Source organism: Streptomyces sp. NPDC050423 (genome assembly GCF_040655445.1).
GTDB lineage: Bacteria > Actinomycetota > Actinomycetes > Streptomycetales > Streptomycetaceae > Streptomyces.
This window is the reverse complement of record NZ_JBFAJY010000016.1, coordinates 113,944-132,978: the sequence shown is the minus strand read 5'-3', so window position 1 is coordinate 132,978 and position 19,035 is coordinate 113,944. Positions and strand designations below refer to the sequence as shown.

The following is a 19,035-nucleotide window of genomic DNA, read 5'->3' as shown; positions in this document are numbered from 1 at the left end:
GGAAGACTCGCCGGACATCAGGTGGGAAGCGTGACGAAATCAATCAATTCCTCTACGCGGCCCAGGAGTTCGGGCTCCAGGTCCCGGTAGGAGTGGACCGAGGACAGAATGCGCTGCCAGGCCGCGCCGGTGTTTTCCGGCCACCCCAGCGAACGGCACACGCCGGTCTTCCAGTCCTGGCCGCGCGGCACCACCGGCCAGCCGCCGATTCCCACGGACGACGGCTTCACCGCCTCCCACACGTCGATGTACGGATGACCGGCCACCAGGACGTTCCCGTCCGAGATTTGTGCCGCGATGCGGGACTCCTTGGAACCCGGCACCAGATGGTCGACCAGCACGCCGAGGCGCGCGTCCGGGCCCGGGGAGAACTCGCGCACGATCGCCGGCAGGTCGTCGATGCCCTCCAGGTACTCGACGACCACGCCCTCGATCCGGAGGTCGTCGCCCCAGACATGCTCGACCAGCTCCGCGTCGTGCCGGCCCTCGACGTAGATCCGCCCGGCCCGCGCCACCCGCGCCCGCGCCCCGGGGACCGCCACCGAGCCGGAGGCCGTACGGGCGGGCCGGACGGGGCCGCCGGCCGACGGCCGTACCAGCGTCACCACCCGGCCCTCCAGCAGGAAGCCGCGCGGCTCCATCGGGAAGACCCGGTGCTTGCCGAACCGGTCCTCCAGGGTCACAGTCGGCCCCGCGGCCGTCTTCTCGCAGCGGATCACCGCACCGCAGAAGCCGGTGACGGCCTCCTCCACGACCAGGTCGGGATCGGCGGGCACCTCGGGGGCGGGGGCGGACTTCTTCCACGGCGGGGTCAGGTCCGGCTGATAGCTGCGCATCGCACGACGATAGGACGGGGCGGCCCCACGACACGCCGGAGGGGGCGCCGCCCACGCCGTTCAGGCCGCGGGGAGCCCGGCCAAAGCGTCGCGCTGCGCCCGGACGAACGCGGCGTCCACCACCGCTCCGTGCCCCGGTACGTACAGCGCGTGCTCGCCGCCCAGTGCCAGTAGCCGGTCCAGCGCGGCCGGCCAGCGGGAGACGACCGCGTCCGGCCCTGCCTGCGGCTCACCGGACTCCTCGACCAGGTCGCCGCAGAGGACGACCGCGGGCGAGCCGGGCACCAGCACCGCCAGATCGTGGCCGGTGTGCCCCGGGCCCACGTCGGCCAGCAGCACCTGACGGCCGCCGCCCAGATCGAGCGTCCACTCCCCGTCCACCTGGTGGTGCGGGGCCACCAGCACGTCCACGGCCTCCGACGCGTCGTGTTCGGACACCCCGTGCGCGACCGCGGAGCGGTGGAGACCGTCCGCCCCGGACCGCAGCAGATCCGTCAGGCCGGCCGCCCCGTACACCCGGGCCCCGGCGAAGGCGGCCGTGCCCAGGACGTGGTCGAAGTGCGGATGGCTCAGTGCGACATGTGTCACCCTCCGGCCGAGCAGCCGCTCGGCCCCGGTCCGCAGTTCGACGCCCTCCCGGAGCGTCGAACCCGTGTCGTAGAGAAGCGCCCCGTCCGCTCCGACCACCAGTGCGACCGTCGCGTCCCAGCCGGGCAGCCGCCGCCGGCCCACTCCGTCACCCAACCGCTCCCAGCCGAACTCTTCCCAAGAGACGTCCATGCGACGACGCTATCGGCAACGACCTGCGGGGTCTCGGGGTAGCGTGGCCGGTCGCCCTTGCTAGGGGCCCACCCCGTCGCCGTACACTGACCGGGGGATTGCTGGCACTCGAACGGACAGAGTGCCAGGAGAAGTCCCGGGAACGACCCGAGATCGACCGAGGCAGACAGCTGGAGGTGTGCGCGATGCTCAGCGAACGCAGACTCGAAGTGCTGCGCGCCATCGTCCAGGACTATGTCGGCACCGAGGAGCCCGTCGGCTCCAAGGCGCTCACGGAGCGGCACAAGCTGGGGGTCTCCCCGGCCACCGTCCGCAACGACATGGCGGTGCTGGAGGACGAGGGCTTCATCGCCCAGCCCCACACCAGCGCGGGACGCATCCCTACGGACAAGGGCTACCGGCTCTTCGTCGACCGGCTCGCGGGCGTCAAGCCCCTGTCGTCGCCGGAACGCCGGGCCATTCAGAATTTCCTCGACGGCGCGGTCGACCTCGACGATGTCGTGGGACGTACCGTACGGCTGCTCGCGCAGCTGACCCGGCAGGTCGCCGTCGTGCAGTACCCCTCGCTGACCCGCTCGACGGTGCGGCACGTGGAACTGCTCCTGCTGGCCCCCGCCCGGCTGATGCTCGTGCTGATCACGGACACCGGCCGGGTCGAACAGCGGCTGGTCGACTGCCAGACGCCGTTCGGTGAGACCTCTCTCGCCGATCTGCGGGCCCGGCTCAACAGCCGGGTGGTGGGACGCCGTTTCGCGGACGTCCCGCAACTGGTGCAGGACCTGCCGGAATCCTTCGAGAGCGAGGACCGGGCGACCGTGTCCACCGTGCTCTCGATCCTGCTCGAAACCCTCGTCGAGGAGACGGAGGAGCGGCTGATGATCGGCGGCACCTCCAACCTCACCCGCTTCGGGCACGACTTCCCTGTGATGATCCGGCCGGTGCTGGAGGCATTGGAGGAGCAGGTCGTGCTGCTGAAGCTGCTCGGCGAGGCCAAGGACTCGGGCATGACCGTACGAATCGGGCACGAGAACGCCCATGAGGGCCTCAACTCCACGTCCGTCGTCGCGGTCGGCTACGGTTCGGGCGACGAAGCAGTCGCCAAACTCGGCGTGGTCGGACCGACCCGCATGGACTACCCCGGAACGATGGGAGCGGTACGCGCAGTGGCACGTTACGTCGGACAGATCCTGGCGGAGTCGTAGGTGGCCACGGACTACTACGCCGTACTCGGCGTGCGCCGCGACGCTTCTCAGGACGAGATCAAGAAGGCCTTCCGGCGGCTCGCACGCGAGCTGCACCCGGATGTGAACCCCGACCCGAAGACCCAGGAGCGGTTCAAGGAGATCAACGCCGCTTACGAGGTGCTGTCGGACGCCCAGAAGAAGCAGGTCTACGACCTCGGCGGCGACCCGCTGTCCGCCTCCGGCGGCGGAGGCGGTGCGGGCGGCTTCGGACAGGGCGGCTTCGGCAACTTCTCCGACATCATGGACGCGTTCTTCGGCACGGCGTCGCAGCGCGGACCCCGTTCGCGCACCCGGCGCGGCCAGGACGCCATGATCCGGCTGGAGATCGACCTCTCCGAGGCGGCCTTCGGCACGACCAAGGACATCCAGGTCGACACCGCCGTCGTCTGTACGACGTGCAGCGGAGAGGGCGCCGCACCCGGCACCTCGGCCCAGACATGTGACATGTGCCGCGGCCGCGGCGAGGTCTCCCAGGTCACCCGGTCCTTCCTCGGCCAGGTCATGACCTCGCGGCCCTGCCCGCAGTGCCAGGGCTTCGGCACGGTCGTGCCGACCCCCTGCCCGGAGTGCGCCGGCGACGGCCGCATCCGCTCGCGGCGCACCCTCACCGTGAAGATCCCCGCGGGTGTCGACAACGGCACCCGCATCCAGCTCGCGGGCGAGGGCGAGGTCGGCCCCGGCGGCGGCCCGGCCGGCGATCTCTACGTCGAGATCCACGAGCTGCCGCACGCGGTGTTCCAGCGGCGCGGCGACGATCTGCACTGCACGGTCACCCTCCCCATGACGGCGGCGGCCATCGGCACCAAGGTGCCGCTGGAGACGCTCGACGGCCTGGAGGAGGTCGACATCAGGCCGGGCACCCAGTCCGGCCAGTCCGTCCCGCTGCACGGGCGCGGCATCACCCACCTGCGGGGTGGCGGCCGCGGCGACCTGATCGTGCACGTCGAGGTCATGACCCCGACGAAGATGGACCCCGAACAGGAACGCCTCCTGCGGGAGCTGGCGAAACTGCGCGGCGAGGAGCGGCCCACCGGTCAGTTCCAGCCCGGTCAGCAGGGCCTGTTCTCGCGTCTGAAGGACGCGTTCAACGGGCGCTAGAGGGCGCCTCGTCGCACGCTTCGGCACCGTACGGGCCCGGGTTTCCGGGCCCGTACGGCATTGCGGACATAACGCGGCCACGGGGTGCGCATCACGGGACAGGAAGGACATGACACCATGCCGTCATGCCATCCGCGTTGACCGATCTCTGCCGGTATCCGATCGTGCAGGCCCCGATGGCGGGCGGAGTCTCCTGCCCGCAGCTCGTGGCCGCCGTGGCCGAGGCCGGCGGGCTCGGGTTCCTGGCCGCCGGGTACAAGACCGCGGACGGCATGTACAACGACATCAAGCAGGTCCGCGGACTGACCGGCCAGCCCTTCGGCGTCAACCTCTTCATGCCGCAGCCCAATCTCGCCGACCCGAGCGCCGTCGAGGTGTACCGGCACCAGCTCGCGGGCGAGGCCACCTGGTACGAGACCCCGCTCGGCGAGACCGACTCCGGCGGCGACGACGGCTACGAGGCCAAGCTCGCCATCCTGCTGGAGGACCCGGTCCCGGTCGTCTCCTTCACCTTCGGCTGCCCGGCCCGCGACACCCTCGACGCGTTCGCCGGGGTGGGCACGTACACCGTCGTGACGGTCACCACGCCCGAGGAGGCCCAGGCCGCGCAGTGGGCGGGCGCCGACGCGGTCTGCGCCCAGGGCGTCGAGGCGGGCGGCCACCAGTCCACCCACCGCGACGACCCGCAGGCCGACGGCATCGGGACCGGGCTGCTGAGCCTGGTGGCCCAGGTGCGCGAGACCGTGCAGATCCCGGTCATCGCCGCCGGCGGGCTCATGCGCGGCTCCCAGATCGCCGCGGTGCTCGCGGCGGGGGCCGATGCCGCGCAGCTCGGCACCGCCTTCCTGATCTGCCCCGAGTCCGGCGCCCACCTGCTGCACAAGCAGGCCCTGACCAACCCGCTGTTCGTCCGCACCACCCTGACCCGGGCCTTCTCCGGGCGCCCGGCCCGTGGCCTGGTCAACCGCTTCGTACGCGAGCACGGACCGTACGCCCCCGCCGCCTACCCGCAGGTCCACCAGCTGACCGCCCCGCTGCGCAAGGCGGCGGCCAGGGCCGGGGACGCACAGGGCATGGCGCTCTGGGCGGGCCAGGGACACCGGATGGCACGCGAGCTGACGGCCGGCCGGCTCGTCGCGCTGCTCGCTGAGGAAATCGACGCCGCACGGGCGGCAGTGAGCACAAGGAGCACGCAGTGACGGCACCCGTCTTCGTCGTCGAACAGATGCCCACGGGCCCCGGGTTCGTCCTGGAGGGGCCGGAGGGACGGCACGCCGTCTCGGTGAAACGCCTGCGCGCCGGTGAGGACGTCGTCCTGACGGACGGCCGGGGCCGCTGGGCGCAAGGCGTGGTGACGGCCGCCGAGGGCAAGGACCGGCTGGTGCTCACCGGCCTGGAGCCCGTCCACGAGGAACCTCGCCCCGGCACCCGCATCACCGTCGTCCAGGCCCTGCCCAAGGGCGACCGCGGCGAGCTCGCCGTCGAGACGATGACGGAGACCGGCGTCGACGCGATCGTGCCGTGGCAGGCCGGGCGCTGCATCACCCAGTGGAAGGGCGACCGGGGCCTCAAGGCCCTGACGAAATGGCGCGGCACGGCCCGCGAGGCCGGCAAGCAGTCGCGCCGGGTGCGGTTCCCGGAGGTGGCGGACGCGATGACGACCAAGCAGGTCGCCGCACTTGTGGCCACGGCCGACTTCGCGGCCGTACTGCACGAGGACCGCGGGTACGACAGCGAACCGCTGGCCACCGTCGCCCTGCCCGAAGCGGGCGAGATCGTGCTGGTCGTCGGCCCGGAGGGCGGCGTCTCGCCCGACGAGCTGGCCGCGTTCGCCGCCGCCGGGGCCCTGACTTGCCGGCTCGGACCGACCGTACTGCGCACCTCGACGGCGGGCACCGCGGCAACGGCCCTGCTGCTGGGCCGCACCGGCCGCTGGTCATGAATCGGGCCGTTTCCCGGAACCTTGGCCGGTTCTGGCCGCAATCCGCCTACCGCACCGTCAGGCGCGGTGGGAAGCTGCCCGTATGGGGACATCAAGGGCATGGTGCAATCGAAGGATCCGTCGCTTTCCGGCCGTGATCTGCCTCGCGGGCGCGGCCGTCGCCGGACTGACGGCCTGCGATCCGGTCGACGGCCTGAACTCCGCGTCCATCGCCGTGACGACCGACCGGACCGCCACCCGCGCGCTGGAGCACGAAGGGGTGAACGTGCAGTGGCTGAGCTGCACGGCACGGACCGCCGGCGGGGGCGCGAGCGCCGCCTCCCGGACCGGTCCGTCCAATGCCGCCACCAGCCGGGTCGCCGACGTCGAATGCAACGGACGCACCAAGGACGGCGAGGACATCAGCCTCGACGGCACGGTCGACCGCGAGGTCAAGGGCCAGTGCGTCAGCGGTGACATGACGGCGAAGGCGGGCGGGAAGACGGTCTTCCGCGCCACGATGCTCGGCAACTGCGACGCCGCGCCCTCGCCCTCCGCGCCGCCCCGGGCCCCGGCGGACGGCAGCGGGGGAGGCGCCCGGCCGACCGCGACCGTCACGGTCACCGTGACCGCGTACCCCCAGGGCAAGTGAGGGTGCCGGGCGTCGCGGGCCGGGGAGCGGGACTTCTCGGACACGGCCTGCGTCGGACTCCGGCCAACCCCGTTTCCCAGGGCCCGGCCTCGGCCTAGGGTGATCGATGTGACGCAGCCTTCCTACCTCCGGTATCCCCATGTCCAGGGCGACCTGATCGCCTTCACCGCCGAGGACGATGTCTGGCTGGCGCCGCTCGACGGCGGCCGAGCCTGGCGAGTCAGCGCAGACAACCGACCCGTCACCCAGCCGCGGATATCTCCCGACGGCACCCTCGTCGCCTGGACGTCCACCCGGGACGGGGTGCCCGAGGTGCACCTGGCCCCCGTCGACGGCGGCCCCTCCAGGCGGCTGACCTACTGGGGCGACGCGCAGACAGCCGTGCAGGGCTGGACGCCCGAGGGCGACGTGCTGGTGATCAGCACCCAGGGCCAGGTCTCGCTGCGCCGCACCTGGGCCCGCGCCGTACCGGTCGACGCGGGCCCCGCACGGACCCTCCCGTACGGGCCGGTCGGATCCCTCGCGTACGGGCCCGGCGGACGGATCCTGCTGCTCTCGGCCACCATGGGGCGCGAGGCCGCCAAGTGGAAGCGCTACCGGGGCGGCACGGCCGGCAAGCTCTGGATCGCCACCGGGGAGACACCCGGCGACGGGTCCCCGCAGGAGTTCGTACGGGTCAACGAGGAGCTCGACGGCAACATCGAGTGCCCGATGTGGGTGGGCGAGCGCATCGCCTTCCTCTCCGACCACGAAGGCGTCGGAGCGCTCTACTCCTCCCTCCCCGACGGCACCGGCCTGCGCCGGCACACCGGCATCGAGGGCTTCTACGCCCGGCACGCCACCACCGACGGCACCCGGGTCACCTACGCCAGTGCCGGAGAGCTCTGGCTCCTCGACAGCCTGGACGGCGACGAGCCCCGCCGCCTCGGCATCCGGCTCGGCGGCCAGCGCGCCGACCTCCAGCCGCACCCCGTGCACGCGGGCAGCCATCTGAGCGCCGCGTCCCCGGACCGCACCGGCCGCGGCAGCGCCGTCGGATCCCGCGGAGCCGTCCACTGGGTCACCCACCGCGAGGGCCCGGCCCGCGCACTCGCCGTCGAACCCGGCGTACGGGCCAGGCTGCCCCGCACCTTCCAGGCCGACGGCGACCAGCACGTCGTCTGGGTCACCGACGCCGAGGGCGACGACGCGCTGGAGTGCGCACCCGCCACCGGCACCTCGCCCGACGCCGTACCGCGCCGGCTCGCCGCGGGCCGGATCGGCCGGGTCCTCGACCTGGCCCCCGCCCCCGACGGCAGCCGGTTCGCCGTCGCCGCCCACGACGGCCGCGTACTGATCGTCGAACGGGAGAGCGGCGAGGTCCACGAGGTGGACCGCAGCGAGCACGGCGACGCCTCCGGGCTCGTCTTCTCACCCGACTCCTCCTGGCTCGCCTGGTCGCACCCCGGCCCCGAACCGCTGAGCCAGATCAAGCTCGCCCACCTCGCCGACCTGACGGTCTGCGACGCCACCCCGCTGCGGTTCCGGGACTTCGCACCCGCCTTCACCGCCGACGGAAAGCACCTGGCGTTCCTCTCCGAGCGGGCCTTCGACCCGGTCTACGACTCACACGTCTTCGACCTGGCCTTCATCGGCGGCTGCCGGCCGCACCTGCTGACGCTCGCCGCGACCACCCCCTCCCCGTTCGGGCCGCAGCTCCACGGCCGCCCGACCGAGCGGGAGAAGAGCGCCGACGGCGACGACAACCCCACCGCGCTCCCGGTCACCCGCATCGACCTGGACGGCCTCGCCGACCGGATCGTGCCGCTGCCCGTCGAGGCCGCCGACTACTCCTCGCTCCGGGCCGCGAAGGACGGGCTGCTCTGGCTGCGCCACCCGGTCACCGGAGTCCTCGGCACGAGCGGGGCCACGCCCGACGCCCGCCGCCCCGAGACCGTGCTGGAGCGGTACGACCTGGAGAAGCTGCGCTGCGAGGAACTCGCCTCCGACATCGGCCGGTTCGCCGTCAGCGGCGACGGCAAGCGGCTGGTCCTGCACAGCCACGGCAAACTGCGCGTCGTACCGTCCGACAGCCGCGTGCCGGGGGGCTCGGACGACGACGACAGCGAGGGCAGCATCACCGTCGACCTCTCCCGGATCCGCCGCACCCTGGACCCGGCCGCCGAATGGCGGCAGATGTACGACGAGGCCGGCCGCCTCATGCGGGACAACTTCTGGCACCCCGACATGGGCGGTGTCGACTGGGCCGGCGTCCTGGACCGCTACCGGCCGGTGCTGGAGCGCGTCGCCACCCACGACGACCTCATGGACCTGCTGTGGGAGGTACAGGGCGAACTCGGCACCTCCCACGCCTATGTGAGGCCGTCCGGCGGCTGGCACGACGACTCGGCCCGGCAGGGCCTGCTCGGCGCCGACATCTCCCGCGCGGACGACGGGAGCTGGCGCATCGACCGGATCCTGCCGTCGGAGACCTCCGACCCCGCGGCCCGCGCACCGCTCGCCGCACCGGGCGTCGCCGTCCGCGCCGGGGACGCGATCCTGGCCGTCGACGGCCAACCCGTCGACCGTGTCACCGGCCCCGGACCCCTGCTCACCGGCTCGGCCGGGCACCCGGTCGAGCTGACCGTCGCCCCGGCCGACGGCGGCGACCCGCGCCATGTCGTCGTCGTCCCGATCGCCGACGAGGAGGCCCTGCGCTACCACGCGTGGGTCGCCGACCGGCGCCGTTACGTCCACGAGCACTCCGGCGGACGCCTCGGCTACGTCCACATCCCCGACATGGCCGGACCGGGCTGGGCCCAGATCCACCGCGACCTGCGCACCGAGGTCGCCCGCGAGGGGCTGGTGGTGGACGTTCGGGAGAACCGCGGCGGCCACACCTCGCAGCTGATCGTGGAGAAGCTGGCCCGCCGCATCGTCGGCTGGGACCTGCCGCGCGGCAGCCGGCCCCAGAGCTACCCGGGCGACGCGCCCCGGGGGCCGGTCGTCGCCGTGGCGGACGAGTTCTCCGGTTCGGACGGCGACGTGGTGAACGCGGCGATCAAACTGCTGGGCATCGGCCCGGTGGTCGGCACCCGCACCTGGGGCGGTGTGGTGGGCATCGACAGCCGCTACCGGCTGGTGGACGGCACCCTGGTCACCCAGCCGAAGTACGCCTTCTGGCTGGAGGGGTACGGCTGGGGCGTCGAGAACCACGGCGTCGACCCGGACGTCGAGGTCGTCATGACGCCGCAGGACCGGGCCGCGGGGCGGGATCCGCAGCTGGACGAGGCGATCAGGATCGCGCTGGAGTCGCTGACCCGGACCCCGGCGAAGACGGCCCCGCCACTGCCCGAGCCACGGAACCAGGGCCCCTCCGGAGCACCGTGACCGGGGCTCCGCCCCGTACCCCGCTCCTCGATCGCCGGCGAGGCCGGACATTCGAGCCCCTCCGGTGATCGAGGCGCGGGGTACGGGGGCGGAGCCCCCGGAAACTCCCGCGCCCCGCCCGCTAGGCTGCCCCGTAACGGATCACCGAGACTGAGGAGCACCCATGGCAGGAGAACCGCAGCCCGACTGCCTGTTCTGCAAGATCGTCTCGGGTGAGATCCCGGCCACCATCGTCCGGGAGACCGACACCACCGTCGCCTTCCGCGACATCAACCCCCAGGCCCCGACCCACGTGCTCGTCATCCCGCGGCTCCATTACCCGGACGCCGCGTCCCTCGCCGCCGCCGAACCGCAGGTCCTCGCCGACATCCTGCGCGAGACCGGAGAGGTCGCCGCCGACGAGAAGATCGTGGGCACCGGCTACCGGGTCGTGTTCAACACCGGCGCCGGGGCCGGGCAGACCGTCTTCCACACACACGCGCACGTCCTGGGCGGCCGCGGCCTCCAGTGGCCGCCCGGCTAGAGGCGGACCCACCCCGTGTCCGCACGTGAACTCGTCGTCCTCGGCACCGCGAGCCAGGTCCCGACCCGGCACCGCAACCACAACGGCTACCTGCTGCGCTGGGACGGCGAGGGCCTCCTCTTCGACCCCGGCGAGGGCACCCAGCGCCAGATGCTGCGGGCCGGCGTCGCCGCGCACGACATCAACCGGATCTGCGTCACGCACTTCCACGGCGACCACTCGCTCGGCCTGGCCGGGGTGATCCAGCGGATCAACCTCGACCAGGTCCCGCACCCGGTCACCGCGCACTACCCGGCGAGCGGGCAGCACTTCTTCGACCGGCTGCGGTACGCGACCGCCTACCGGGAGTCCGTCGAGCTGACCGAGGCCCCGGTCGCCGCCGACGGACCGCTGGCCACCACGGACGCGTACACCCTCAGCGCCCACAAGCTCTCGCACCCCGTCGAGTCGTACGGCTACCGCCTCGTCGAACCCGACGGGCGCCGCATGCTGCCCGCCCGGCTCGCCGAGCACTCCATCGCGGGGCCCGACGTCGGCCGCATCCAGCGCGAGGGCTCCCTCGGCGGTGTCACGCTCGACGACGTCTCCGAGCCCAGGCGCGGACAGCGGTTCGCGTTCATCATGGACACCAGGCTCTGCGACGGTGTGCACGCGCTCGCCGAGGGATGCGACATGCTGGTCATCGAGTCGACCTTCCTCGACGAGGACGAACGGCTGGCCACCGACCACGGCCACCTGACCGCCGGACAGGCGGCCCGGGTCGCGCGGGAGGCGGGCGTACGGCACCTCGTGCTCACCCACTTCTCGCAGCGCTACCCGGACCCCGGAGCCTTCGAGACCCAGGCACGGGCCGCCGGCTTCGAGGGCGAACTGACCGTCGCCCAGGACCTGATCCGGGTCCCGGTCCCCACCCGTCACCAATAACAGACACCAGCACCACCTGCGTTAGCGAGAAACCGTGCACCTCCCCAAAGCCGAACTCCACCTCCACATCGAAGGAACCCTCGAACCCGAGCTGGCCTTCGCACTCGCCGCACGCAACGGCGTGCACCTCCCGTACGCGGACACCGAGGCACTGCGCACCGCCTACCTCTTCGACGACTTGCAGACCTTCCTCGACCTGTACTACGCGCTGATGGCGGTGCTGCGGACCGAGGACGACTTCGCCGATCTCGCCGACGCCTACCTCGCCCGCGCCGCCGCCCAGGGCGTCCGGCACGCCGAGATCTTCTTCGACCCGCAGGCCCACACCGCCCGGGGCGTCCCGATCGGCACGGTCGTCGAGGGACTCGGCCGGGCGCTGGAGCGCAGCGAGGAGAAGCACGGCGTCTCCACCCAGCTGATCATGTGCTTCCTGCGCGACCTGTCCGCCGAATCGGCCCTGGAGACCCTGGAGGCCGCGAAGCCGCATCTGCACCGGATCAGTGCCGTCGGCCTGGACTCCGCCGAGGTCGGCCACCCGCCCGCCAAGTTCCGTGAGGTGTACGCGGCCGCCGAGGCGCTCGGACTGCGCAAGGTCGCGCACGCGGGCGAGGAGGGGCCGCCCGCCTACATCCGCGAGGCGCTCGACGTACTCGGCGTGGAGCGCATCGACCACGGGCTGCGCTGCATGGAGGACCCGGAGCTGGTGAAGCGGCTGGCCGCCGACCGGGTGCCGCTCACCCTCTGCCCGCTGTCCAACGTACGGCTGCGGGCCATAGACACCCTGGAAGAGCACCCGCTGCGGGCCATGATGGACGCCGGGCTGCTCTGCACGGTGAACTCCGACGACCCCGCCTACTTCGGCGGGTACGTCGGGGACACCTTCCACGCCGTCCACGAGGCGCTCGGCCTGGAGCGCGAACAACTGCGCACCCTGGCCCGCAACTCCTTCGAGGCGGCCTTCCTCGACCACGACGAGGAGCGCCGGGCGCGCTACCTGTCCGAGGTCGAGGCCTACACGTTCGACTGACCGTCCCCGCCGGCCGTCCGGAACGCGCTCCTGACCAGGCGCCTGCGGCGCAGCTCGGGCAGGCTCAGCTCCGTGACGGCCTGCTCGGGCGCGCCGAGCCTGGGCACGGCGCCCGGCACCGCGCCGGTGGTGACCGAGAGCAGGGCCGCCGGAGCACCGCCCCTGCGGCGCACCGATCCCGGCACCAGCGGGCGGCCACCGGTGTGCAGGGCGACGGCCGTCACCGGGACCGTGACCAGCAGGGTCGCGGCGCCCAGGATCAGCCCCATCGCCGGATAGCCGGACTCCTCGGACAGCACGCTGCCCAGCAGCGGCCCGCAGGCCACGCCCATGGACGAGGCCGAGCCGGCGAGGACCGCCCAGCGGCCGCGTACGTCCAGTGACGCGGCCAGGCCGATCAGGTACGACAGGACCACCGGATAGAAGGTGTTCCACACGATCTCGCCGGTCGCGAACGAGCCGAGGCCGCCCGCCGACGAACTGAGCACGATGCCGGCCGCGATGATCACGGTGCCGAGGCCGATCGGCACCGCGCGCCCGAGCCGGGCGCCCAGCATCCCGGCGCCCATCACTCCGAGCAGACCGGCGCCGAGCGCGGCGGCGAAGACCGCTCCCGTGGTGACCTCGGAGAGCCCTGCTTGAACCACGCCGATGCGGCTGCTGACACCCCACAGCGCGTTCTGCGCCATCGACCAGACGAGCATGCCGCCCGCCAGCACCAGACCGGAGCGGCGGTGCGGCAGCCGGCCGGAGGCGGGGGCCGCGGGGCCGGCGGACACCGGGGCGCCCAGCCGTGAGGTGGCGGGCCAGACGAGGAGCGCGACCAGGGCGACCGAGGCGAACGGCAGCCGGTGGCCACCGCCCAGATGAGGGATCGTCAGGTAGAGGACGCCCGCGGTCGCGGAGACGCTGAGCAGCCCGAGCGACGAGGTCCGGTGCGGATCGCGCCGGGCGGCGATGCCCGCCGCGGCGACCGCGGTCGCCGTACCGGAGCCGAAGCCGCCGACCGTCACACCCATGACCACCAGCGGCACGGAACCGGCCAGCGCCGCGCAGCCGTAGCCCAGCGCGGCCAGCACCAGCCCGATCCGCGCGGGCCGCCGCGGCCCGTACGTCTCGACCCGGCCCGCCAGGCAGAACCCGGCGGCCGCCGAACTCAGCAGCAGCGCACTGCCGACCAGGCCGGCCTGGGCGGCGGTGAGACCCAGATGGGCGGAGAGCCTCCCCACGATGGTGGGGAGCAGATAAGAGGCGAGGTAACCGGCGGTGAACACGGCAACCAGCGGCCACGCGGCGCGAGGGCGCGAGGACATGGGCGTTCCTGAAGACATGCCGGAGGAGGCGGAGAAGACAGCGAGGGGTTGGTGCGTCCAGCAGTAGGACGCACCGAGGCACACATGAGGAAAATGTGGGAAATGCGAAGAAGTCGACGCACTCGCCGGAAACTGCCCCCAACGGTGCTCGCGGGCCAATTTGTATCAAGTGCTCCCGGCCGACCGAAAGTCGCCACGCTGTGATCTGAACCACTTATATGTTTGCCGCTTTAATATGCGGGTAGCAACGCATGTTTATGCAGGTCAGGCTCTGTGTGTACGGACTCGGCGCGGACCCGCCGGACGGGCGAGCGGATCGGGCACACTGGCCGGAACCGCCACGACCGGGGAGTGCAAGGTGAGCACTGGGATTCCAGGAATCGATCCACTGGACGGACTGCGCGCGCCGCAGGACCCGGACTGCGATGTCTTCCTCACCGGCACGGTCTTCCTCGACATCATCTTCACCGGCCTGGACAGCGCCCCCGTGCGCGGCACCGAGTCCTGGGCGCGCGGCATGGGCTCCAGCCCCGGCGGGGTCGCCAACATGGCCACCGCGCTGGCGCGGCTCGGCCTGCACACCTCACTGGCCGCCGCCTTCGGCGACGACCACTACGGCGAGTACTGCTGGGACGCGCTGGAGCAGGGCGAGGGCATCGACCTCTCCATGTCGCACACCGTCCGCGGCTGGCACTCCCCGGTGACCGTCTCCATGGCGTACGAGGGCGAGCGGACGATGGTCTCGCACGGCCACGAGGCCCCGCCGCCCGCCGCCCCGGGCCCGGCCACCACCGCCGCCTTCCCGCAGTGCCCGCCCCGGGCCCGCGCCGCCGTCGCCTCGCTCGTCCCGGGACGCAGCGAGCCGTGGGTGGCCGCGGCGGCCCGCCGCGGCGCCATGGTCTTCGCCGACGTCGGCTGGGACGAGACCGGCCGCTGGGACCTGGCCGGCCTGACCGACCTGGCGCACTGCAAGGCGTTCCTCCCCAACGCGGAGGAGGCCATGCGCTACACCCGCACCGACTGCCCCCGTGCCGCCGCGCACGCGCTCGCCGAACACGTACCGCTCGCCGTCGTCACACTCGGCGCCGAGGGCGCCTACGCGGTCGACGCGGTCACCGGGACCGCCGCCGAGGTCCCCGCGATCGAGGTCGAGGCGCTCGACCCGACCGGCGCGGGCGACGTCTTCGTCGCCGGCTTCGTCACCGGCACCCTGGCCAACTGGCCGCTCGCCGACCGGCTCGCCTTCGCCGGACTCACCGCCGCCCTCTCGGTCCAGGAGTTCGGCGGCTCGCTGTCGGCCCCCGGCTGGGCGGAGATCGCCGCCTGGTGGCAGCAGGTCCGCACCTGCGCCGACCAGGACCCGACGGCGCTCCAGCGGTACGCGTTCCTCCAGGACCTGCTGCCGTCGGCGGCCCGCCACTGGCCGCTGCGCAGGGCGGTCCCGACGATCGGCTTCCGGCCGTGACCGGCCCGGTCGCTTCCGCGCGTGAAAACCTCTCGGTGTTGTCGGTACGGAGTCGTAAGCTTGGTACTCCAGAGGTTGTCGAGCAGCGAGAACCCTGCAACGGGAGGTATGCGCAGGCCCGAGGGCCGGCCCATGACTCAGACACCCACACAGCCGCAGGCGCGTGCCCGCATCAGGATTCCGGCCGCACACCCCATGGTGATGCTCCTGGGATCGGGCGACGTGCTGCTGCGCGTGATCGAAGCGGCGTTCCCGGCAGCCGACATCCACGTCCGGGGCAATGAGATAAGCGCGACGGGGAACACGGCGGAAATCGCCCTGATCCAGCGCCTGTTCGACGAGATGGTGCTGGTGCTCCGCACCGGTCAGCCGATGACGGAGGACGCTGTGGAACGTTCGATCGCGATGCTCAAGGCCAGCGACAACGGCCAGGCGGAAGGCACGGAGACCCCGGCCGAGGTGCTCACGCAGAACATCCTCTCCAGCCGCGGCCGCACGATCCGCCCCAAGACGCTCAACCAGAAGCGATATGTCGACGCGATCGACAAGCACACGATCGTGTTCGGCATCGGCCCCGCCGGTACCGGCAAGACCTACCTCGCCATGGCCAAGGCCGTCCAGGCGCTGCAGTCCAAGCAGGTCAGCCGGATCATCCTGACCCGGCCGGCGGTCGAGGCGGGCGAGCGGCTCGGCTTCCTGCCCGGCACGCTCTTCGACAAGATCGACCCGTACCTGCGCCCGCTCTACGACGCGCTGCACGACATGCTCGACCCGGACTCGATCCCTCGGCTGATGGCGGCGGGGACGATCGAGGTGGCGCCGCTGGCTTATATGAGGGGGCGTACGCTCAACGACGCTTTCATCATCCTCGACGAGGCGCAGAACACCAGCGCCGAGCAGATGAAGATGTTCCTGACCCGGCTGGGCTTCGACTCGAAGATCGTCGTCACCGGTGACGTCACCCAGGTCGACCTGCCGAACGGGACCAAGAGCGGTCTGCGCCAGGTGCAGGACATCCTGGAGGGCCTCGACGACGTGCACTTCTCCCGGCTCACGTCCCAGGATGTCGTTCGGCACAAGCTGGTCGGCCGTATCGTCGACGCGTACGAGAAGTACGACAGCCAAGTCGAACAGGACGGCCGGGCCGGCAAGGGCCAGGGCCGCCACAACGGGAAGCAGTAGCAGCGCACCATGTCGATCGACGTCAACAACGAGTCCGGAACCGAGGTCGACGAGCAGGCGATCCTCGACATCGCCCGCTACGCACTCGCCCGGATGCGGATCCACCCGCTCTCCGAGCTCTCGGTGATCGTGGTGGACACCGGCGCCATGGAGCAGCTCCACATCCAGTGGATGGACCTGACGGGCCCGACGGACGTCATGTCCTTCCCGATGGACGAGCTCCGTCCGCCGGCCAAGGACGACGAGGAGCCCCCGCAGGGGCTCCTCGGCGACATCGTGCTCTGCCCGGAGGTCGCCAAGAAGCAGGGCGAGGACGCCGAGACGCAGCACTCCATGGACGAGGAGCTCCAGCTCCTCACCGTCCACGGGGTGCTGCACCTGCTCGGCTACGACCACGAGGAGCCGGACGAGAAGGCCGAGATGTTCGGCCTCCAGGCGGCGATCGTCGACGGCTGGCGCGGTGAGCGCGGTATGACCGGTCCGTCGCCCGCCCCCACCCTCTCGTGAGCCTGCCGCTCGTATTCGGGGTCGTCGTGCTGGTCGTCGTCGGCTGGCTGGCGGCGTGTGCCGAGGCCGGTATCGCGCGTACGTCGAGCTTCCGGGCGGCCGAGGCCGTCCGCTCGGGCCGTCGCGGCAGCGACAAGCTGGAACAGGTCGCGGCCGATCCGACCCGCTATCTCAATGTCGCCCTGCTGGTGCGGGTCGCCTGCGAGATGTCGGCCGGAGTGCTGGTCACGTACGCCTGTCTGAAGGAACTCCCGGAGACCTGGGAGGCGCTGGCCGTCGCCATGGGGGTGATGGTCCTCGTCTCCTACGTCGCCATCGGGGTCTCGCCGCGCACCATCGGCCGCCAGCACCCGCTGAACACGGCCACGGCGTCGGCATACGTCCTGCTGCCGCTGGCCAGGATCATGGGCCCCGTCCCGCAGCTGCTGATCCTCATCGGCAACGCGCTGACGCCGGGCAAGGGGTTCCGCAAGGGACCGTTCGCCAGTGAGGCCGAACTGCGGGCGATGGTCGACCTCGCCGAGCAGGAGTCGCTGATCGAGGACGAGGAGCGCCGCATGGTGCACTCCGTCTTCGAACTCGGCGACACCCTCGTGCGCGAGGTGATGGTGCCGCGCACCGACCTGGTCTGCATCGAGCGCTACAAGACGATCCGGCAGGCGCTCACCCTCGCGCTGCGCTCCGGTTTCTCGCGGATCCCGGTCACGGGGGAGAACGAGGACGACATCGTCGGCATCGTCTATCTCAAGGACCTGGTCCGCAAGACGCACATCAACCGGGAGTCGGAGGCCGATCTGGTCTCCACGGCGATGCGCCCCGCCGCGTTCGTGCCCGACACGAAGAACGCCGGTGATCTGCTGCGCGAGATGCAGCAGGACCGCAGCCACGTCGCGGTCGTCATCGACGAGTACGGCGGCACGGCGGGCATCGTCACCATCGAGGACATCCTGGAGGAGATCGTCGGCGAGATCACCGACGAGTACGACCGCGAACTCCCGCCGGTCCAGGAGCTGGAGAACGGCTGCTTCCGGGTCACCGCGCGCCTCGACATCGGGGACCTCGGAGACCTGTTCGGCCTCGACGAGTACGACGACGAGGACGTGGAGACGGTCGGCGGGCTGCTCGCGAAGGCGCTGGGCCGGGTCCCGATCGCCGGCGCCTCCTCGGAGGTGGAACTGCCCGACGGGCGGCGGCTGCGGCTGACCGCGGAGTCCCCGGCGGGCCGCCGGAACAAGATCGTCACAGTGCTGGTGGAGCCGCTGGCTCCGCAGGAGGAGGCGGCGGCATGACTCCGAAGGAGCTGAGGGCGTTCTGCCTGGAGTTCAACGCGAGCGCCGAGGAGTTCCCGTTCGGGCCGGAGGCGTCCGTCTTCAAGGTGCTCGGCAAGATGTTCGCGCTGAGCTCCCTGGAGGCGCGGCCGCTGAAGGTGAACCTCAAGTGCGACCCCGACGAAGCGGTGCGGCTCCGGGAGGAGCACGAGGCCGTCGCGCCGGGGTGGCACATGAACAAACGGCACTGGAACACGGTGACGGTGTCGGGGCTGCCGGACGCGAGGCTGCGGGAGCTGATCGAGGACAGTTACGACCTGGTGGTGGCGGGGCTGCCGCGGGCCGAGCGGTTGCGGCTGGACCGGGGATAGGGGGCGTTTCGGGGGCTTCGCCCCCGGACCCCCGCTCCTCGATCGCCGGAGGGGCTCGGTTCCGCCTCCGGGCGCCCGCGTGCCGTGCCGGTCCGCACGCTTCGTATGCTCGGCACATGACCGATAGCACCGACCTCGGCGCCGAGGACCGCAAGATCGTCACGCTGGCGCGCAGCGCCCGCGCCCGCAACGGTGTGCCGGAGGGCGCGGCCGTACGGGACGAGACCGGACGTACGTACGTGGCGGGCACGGTACAGCTGGAATCGCTGCGCCTCAGCGCGCTCCGGACGGCCGTCGCCATGGCCGTGGCGAGCGGCGCCACCTCGCTGGAGGCGGCCGCGGTCGTCTCCGAGGCCGAGACGCCCTCGGAGGAGGACCGTGCGGCGGTACGGGACCTGGGAGGGGCGGACACCCCGGTGCTGCTCGCCGGACCGGACGGGGTGCTGCGGCTCAGGGTGACTGCGGGCTGACCTCCTCGGGACCGATCTTGACAGCATCTGATGGCCCATCAGTCAGCGCGTTTCGATCCCATTGACTTCTTTTCGGCCGGAGTCA

Annotated in this window: 18 protein-coding genes; 15 read left to right on the top strand and 3 right to left on the bottom strand. The window is 72.0% G+C overall.

The annotated features are described in order from the left end of the window. Window positions 1-17: 17 nt before the first annotated feature. Both AB0I52_RS14910 and AB0I52_RS14905 read right to left on the bottom strand, forming a co-directional pair. On the bottom strand, window positions 18-836 hold the full coding sequence (locus AB0I52_RS14910) for a DUF3097 domain-containing protein (RefSeq protein ID WP_363072506.1): 819 nt from the start codon (window positions 834-836) through the stop codon (window positions 18-20). A gap of 60 nt (window positions 837-896) precedes the next feature. Next, complete coding sequence (locus tag AB0I52_RS14905) at window positions 897-1,616, bottom strand: MBL fold metallo-hydrolase (protein ID WP_363072504.1); 720 nt, start codon at window positions 1,614-1,616, stop codon at window positions 897-899. A 185-nt stretch (window positions 1,617-1,801) separates the two neighbouring features. Here AB0I52_RS14905 and hrcA point away from each other — a divergent pair, with 185 nt between their 5' ends. The 9 genes from hrcA (at window position 1,802) to AB0I52_RS14860 (ending at window position 12,374) form a co-directional block, all read left to right on the top strand. Next, window positions 1,802-2,818 carry a heat-inducible transcriptional repressor HrcA gene (hrcA, locus tag AB0I52_RS14900; RefSeq protein ID WP_073735980.1) on the top strand — a complete coding sequence of 339 codons (1,017 nt, stop codon included), beginning with the start codon at window positions 1,802-1,804 and terminating at the stop codon, window positions 2,816-2,818. Next, window positions 2,819-3,958, top strand: a complete 1,140-nt coding sequence (gene dnaJ / locus AB0I52_RS14895) for a molecular chaperone DnaJ (protein ID WP_363072502.1) — start codon at window positions 2,819-2,821, stop codon at window positions 3,956-3,958. A gap of 125 nt (window positions 3,959-4,083) precedes the next feature. Beyond that, window positions 4,084-5,157, top strand: coding sequence for a nitronate monooxygenase (locus tag AB0I52_RS14890; protein WP_363072500.1), 1,074 nt, complete (start codon window positions 4,084-4,086; stop codon window positions 5,155-5,157). Further along, window positions 5,154-5,900 carry a 16S rRNA (uracil(1498)-N(3))-methyltransferase gene (locus AB0I52_RS14885; protein WP_363072498.1) on the top strand — a complete coding sequence of 249 codons (747 nt, stop codon included), beginning with the start codon at window positions 5,154-5,156 and terminating at the stop codon, window positions 5,898-5,900. The genes AB0I52_RS14890 and AB0I52_RS14885 overlap by 4 nt, the downstream gene beginning before the upstream one ends. A gap of 133 nt (window positions 5,901-6,033) precedes the next feature. Continuing rightward, window positions 6,034-6,531, top strand: a complete 498-nt coding sequence (locus AB0I52_RS14880) for a hypothetical protein (RefSeq protein WP_363072496.1) — start codon at window positions 6,034-6,036, stop codon at window positions 6,529-6,531. 108 nt (window positions 6,532-6,639) lie between these two features. Continuing rightward, window positions 6,640-9,900, top strand: coding sequence for a S41 family peptidase (locus tag AB0I52_RS14875; protein WP_363072494.1), 3,261 nt, complete (start codon window positions 6,640-6,642; stop codon window positions 9,898-9,900). 163 nt (window positions 9,901-10,063) lie between these two features. Continuing rightward, window positions 10,064-10,423: a histidine triad nucleotide-binding protein gene (locus tag AB0I52_RS14870; RefSeq protein ID WP_363072492.1), complete on the top strand. Its 360-nt coding sequence runs from the start codon at window positions 10,064-10,066 to the stop codon at window positions 10,421-10,423. A gap of 15 nt (window positions 10,424-10,438) precedes the next feature. After that, on the top strand, window positions 10,439-11,347 hold the full coding sequence (locus AB0I52_RS14865; RefSeq protein WP_363072490.1) for a ribonuclease Z: 909 nt from the start codon (window positions 10,439-10,441) through the stop codon (window positions 11,345-11,347). 34 nt (window positions 11,348-11,381) lie between these two features. Then, complete coding sequence (locus AB0I52_RS14860; protein ID WP_363072488.1) at window positions 11,382-12,374, top strand: adenosine deaminase; 993 nt, start codon at window positions 11,382-11,384, stop codon at window positions 12,372-12,374. On the opposite strand, the gene AB0I52_RS14855 is transcribed toward AB0I52_RS14860, so the two are convergent. Then, window positions 12,359-13,687 carry an MFS transporter gene (locus AB0I52_RS14855; protein WP_363072486.1) on the bottom strand — a complete coding sequence of 443 codons (1,329 nt, stop codon included), beginning with the start codon at window positions 13,685-13,687 and terminating at the stop codon, window positions 12,359-12,361. The genes AB0I52_RS14860 and AB0I52_RS14855 overlap by 16 nt on opposite strands. A gap of 358 nt (window positions 13,688-14,045) precedes the next feature. Between AB0I52_RS14855 and AB0I52_RS14850 the strand changes: the two genes are divergently transcribed. The 6 genes from AB0I52_RS14850 (at window position 14,046) to AB0I52_RS14825 (ending at window position 18,950) form a co-directional block, all read left to right on the top strand. Then, window positions 14,046-15,152, top strand: a complete 1,107-nt coding sequence (locus AB0I52_RS14850; protein ID WP_363072484.1) for a PfkB family carbohydrate kinase — start codon at window positions 14,046-14,048, stop codon at window positions 15,150-15,152. Window positions 15,153-15,284: 132 nt separating this feature from the next. Then, on the top strand, window positions 15,285-16,334 hold the full coding sequence (locus tag AB0I52_RS14845) for a PhoH family protein (RefSeq protein ID WP_363072482.1): 1,050 nt from the start codon (window positions 15,285-15,287) through the stop codon (window positions 16,332-16,334). A 9-nt stretch (window positions 16,335-16,343) separates the two neighbouring features. Then, complete coding sequence (gene ybeY / locus AB0I52_RS14840) at window positions 16,344-16,841, top strand: rRNA maturation RNase YbeY (RefSeq protein WP_363072480.1); 498 nt, start codon at window positions 16,344-16,346, stop codon at window positions 16,839-16,841. Continuing rightward, the gene (locus AB0I52_RS14835; protein WP_363072478.1) at window positions 16,838-18,130 is read left to right on the top strand and encodes a hemolysin family protein; all 1,293 of its coding nucleotides are present in this window, start codon (window positions 16,838-16,840) and stop codon (window positions 18,128-18,130) included. Before ybeY ends, AB0I52_RS14835 begins: the two co-directional genes overlap by 4 nt. Continuing rightward, on the top strand, window positions 18,127-18,480 hold the full coding sequence (locus AB0I52_RS14830) for an MmcQ/YjbR family DNA-binding protein (protein WP_363072476.1): 354 nt from the start codon (window positions 18,127-18,129) through the stop codon (window positions 18,478-18,480). Before AB0I52_RS14835 ends, AB0I52_RS14830 begins: the two co-directional genes overlap by 4 nt. A 116-nt stretch (window positions 18,481-18,596) precedes the next feature. Next, a complete protein-coding gene (locus AB0I52_RS14825) occupies window positions 18,597-18,950 on the top strand; it encodes a cytidine deaminase (protein ID WP_363072474.1) in 354 nt (117 codons plus the stop codon). Window positions 18,951-19,035 lie beyond the last annotated feature (85 nt).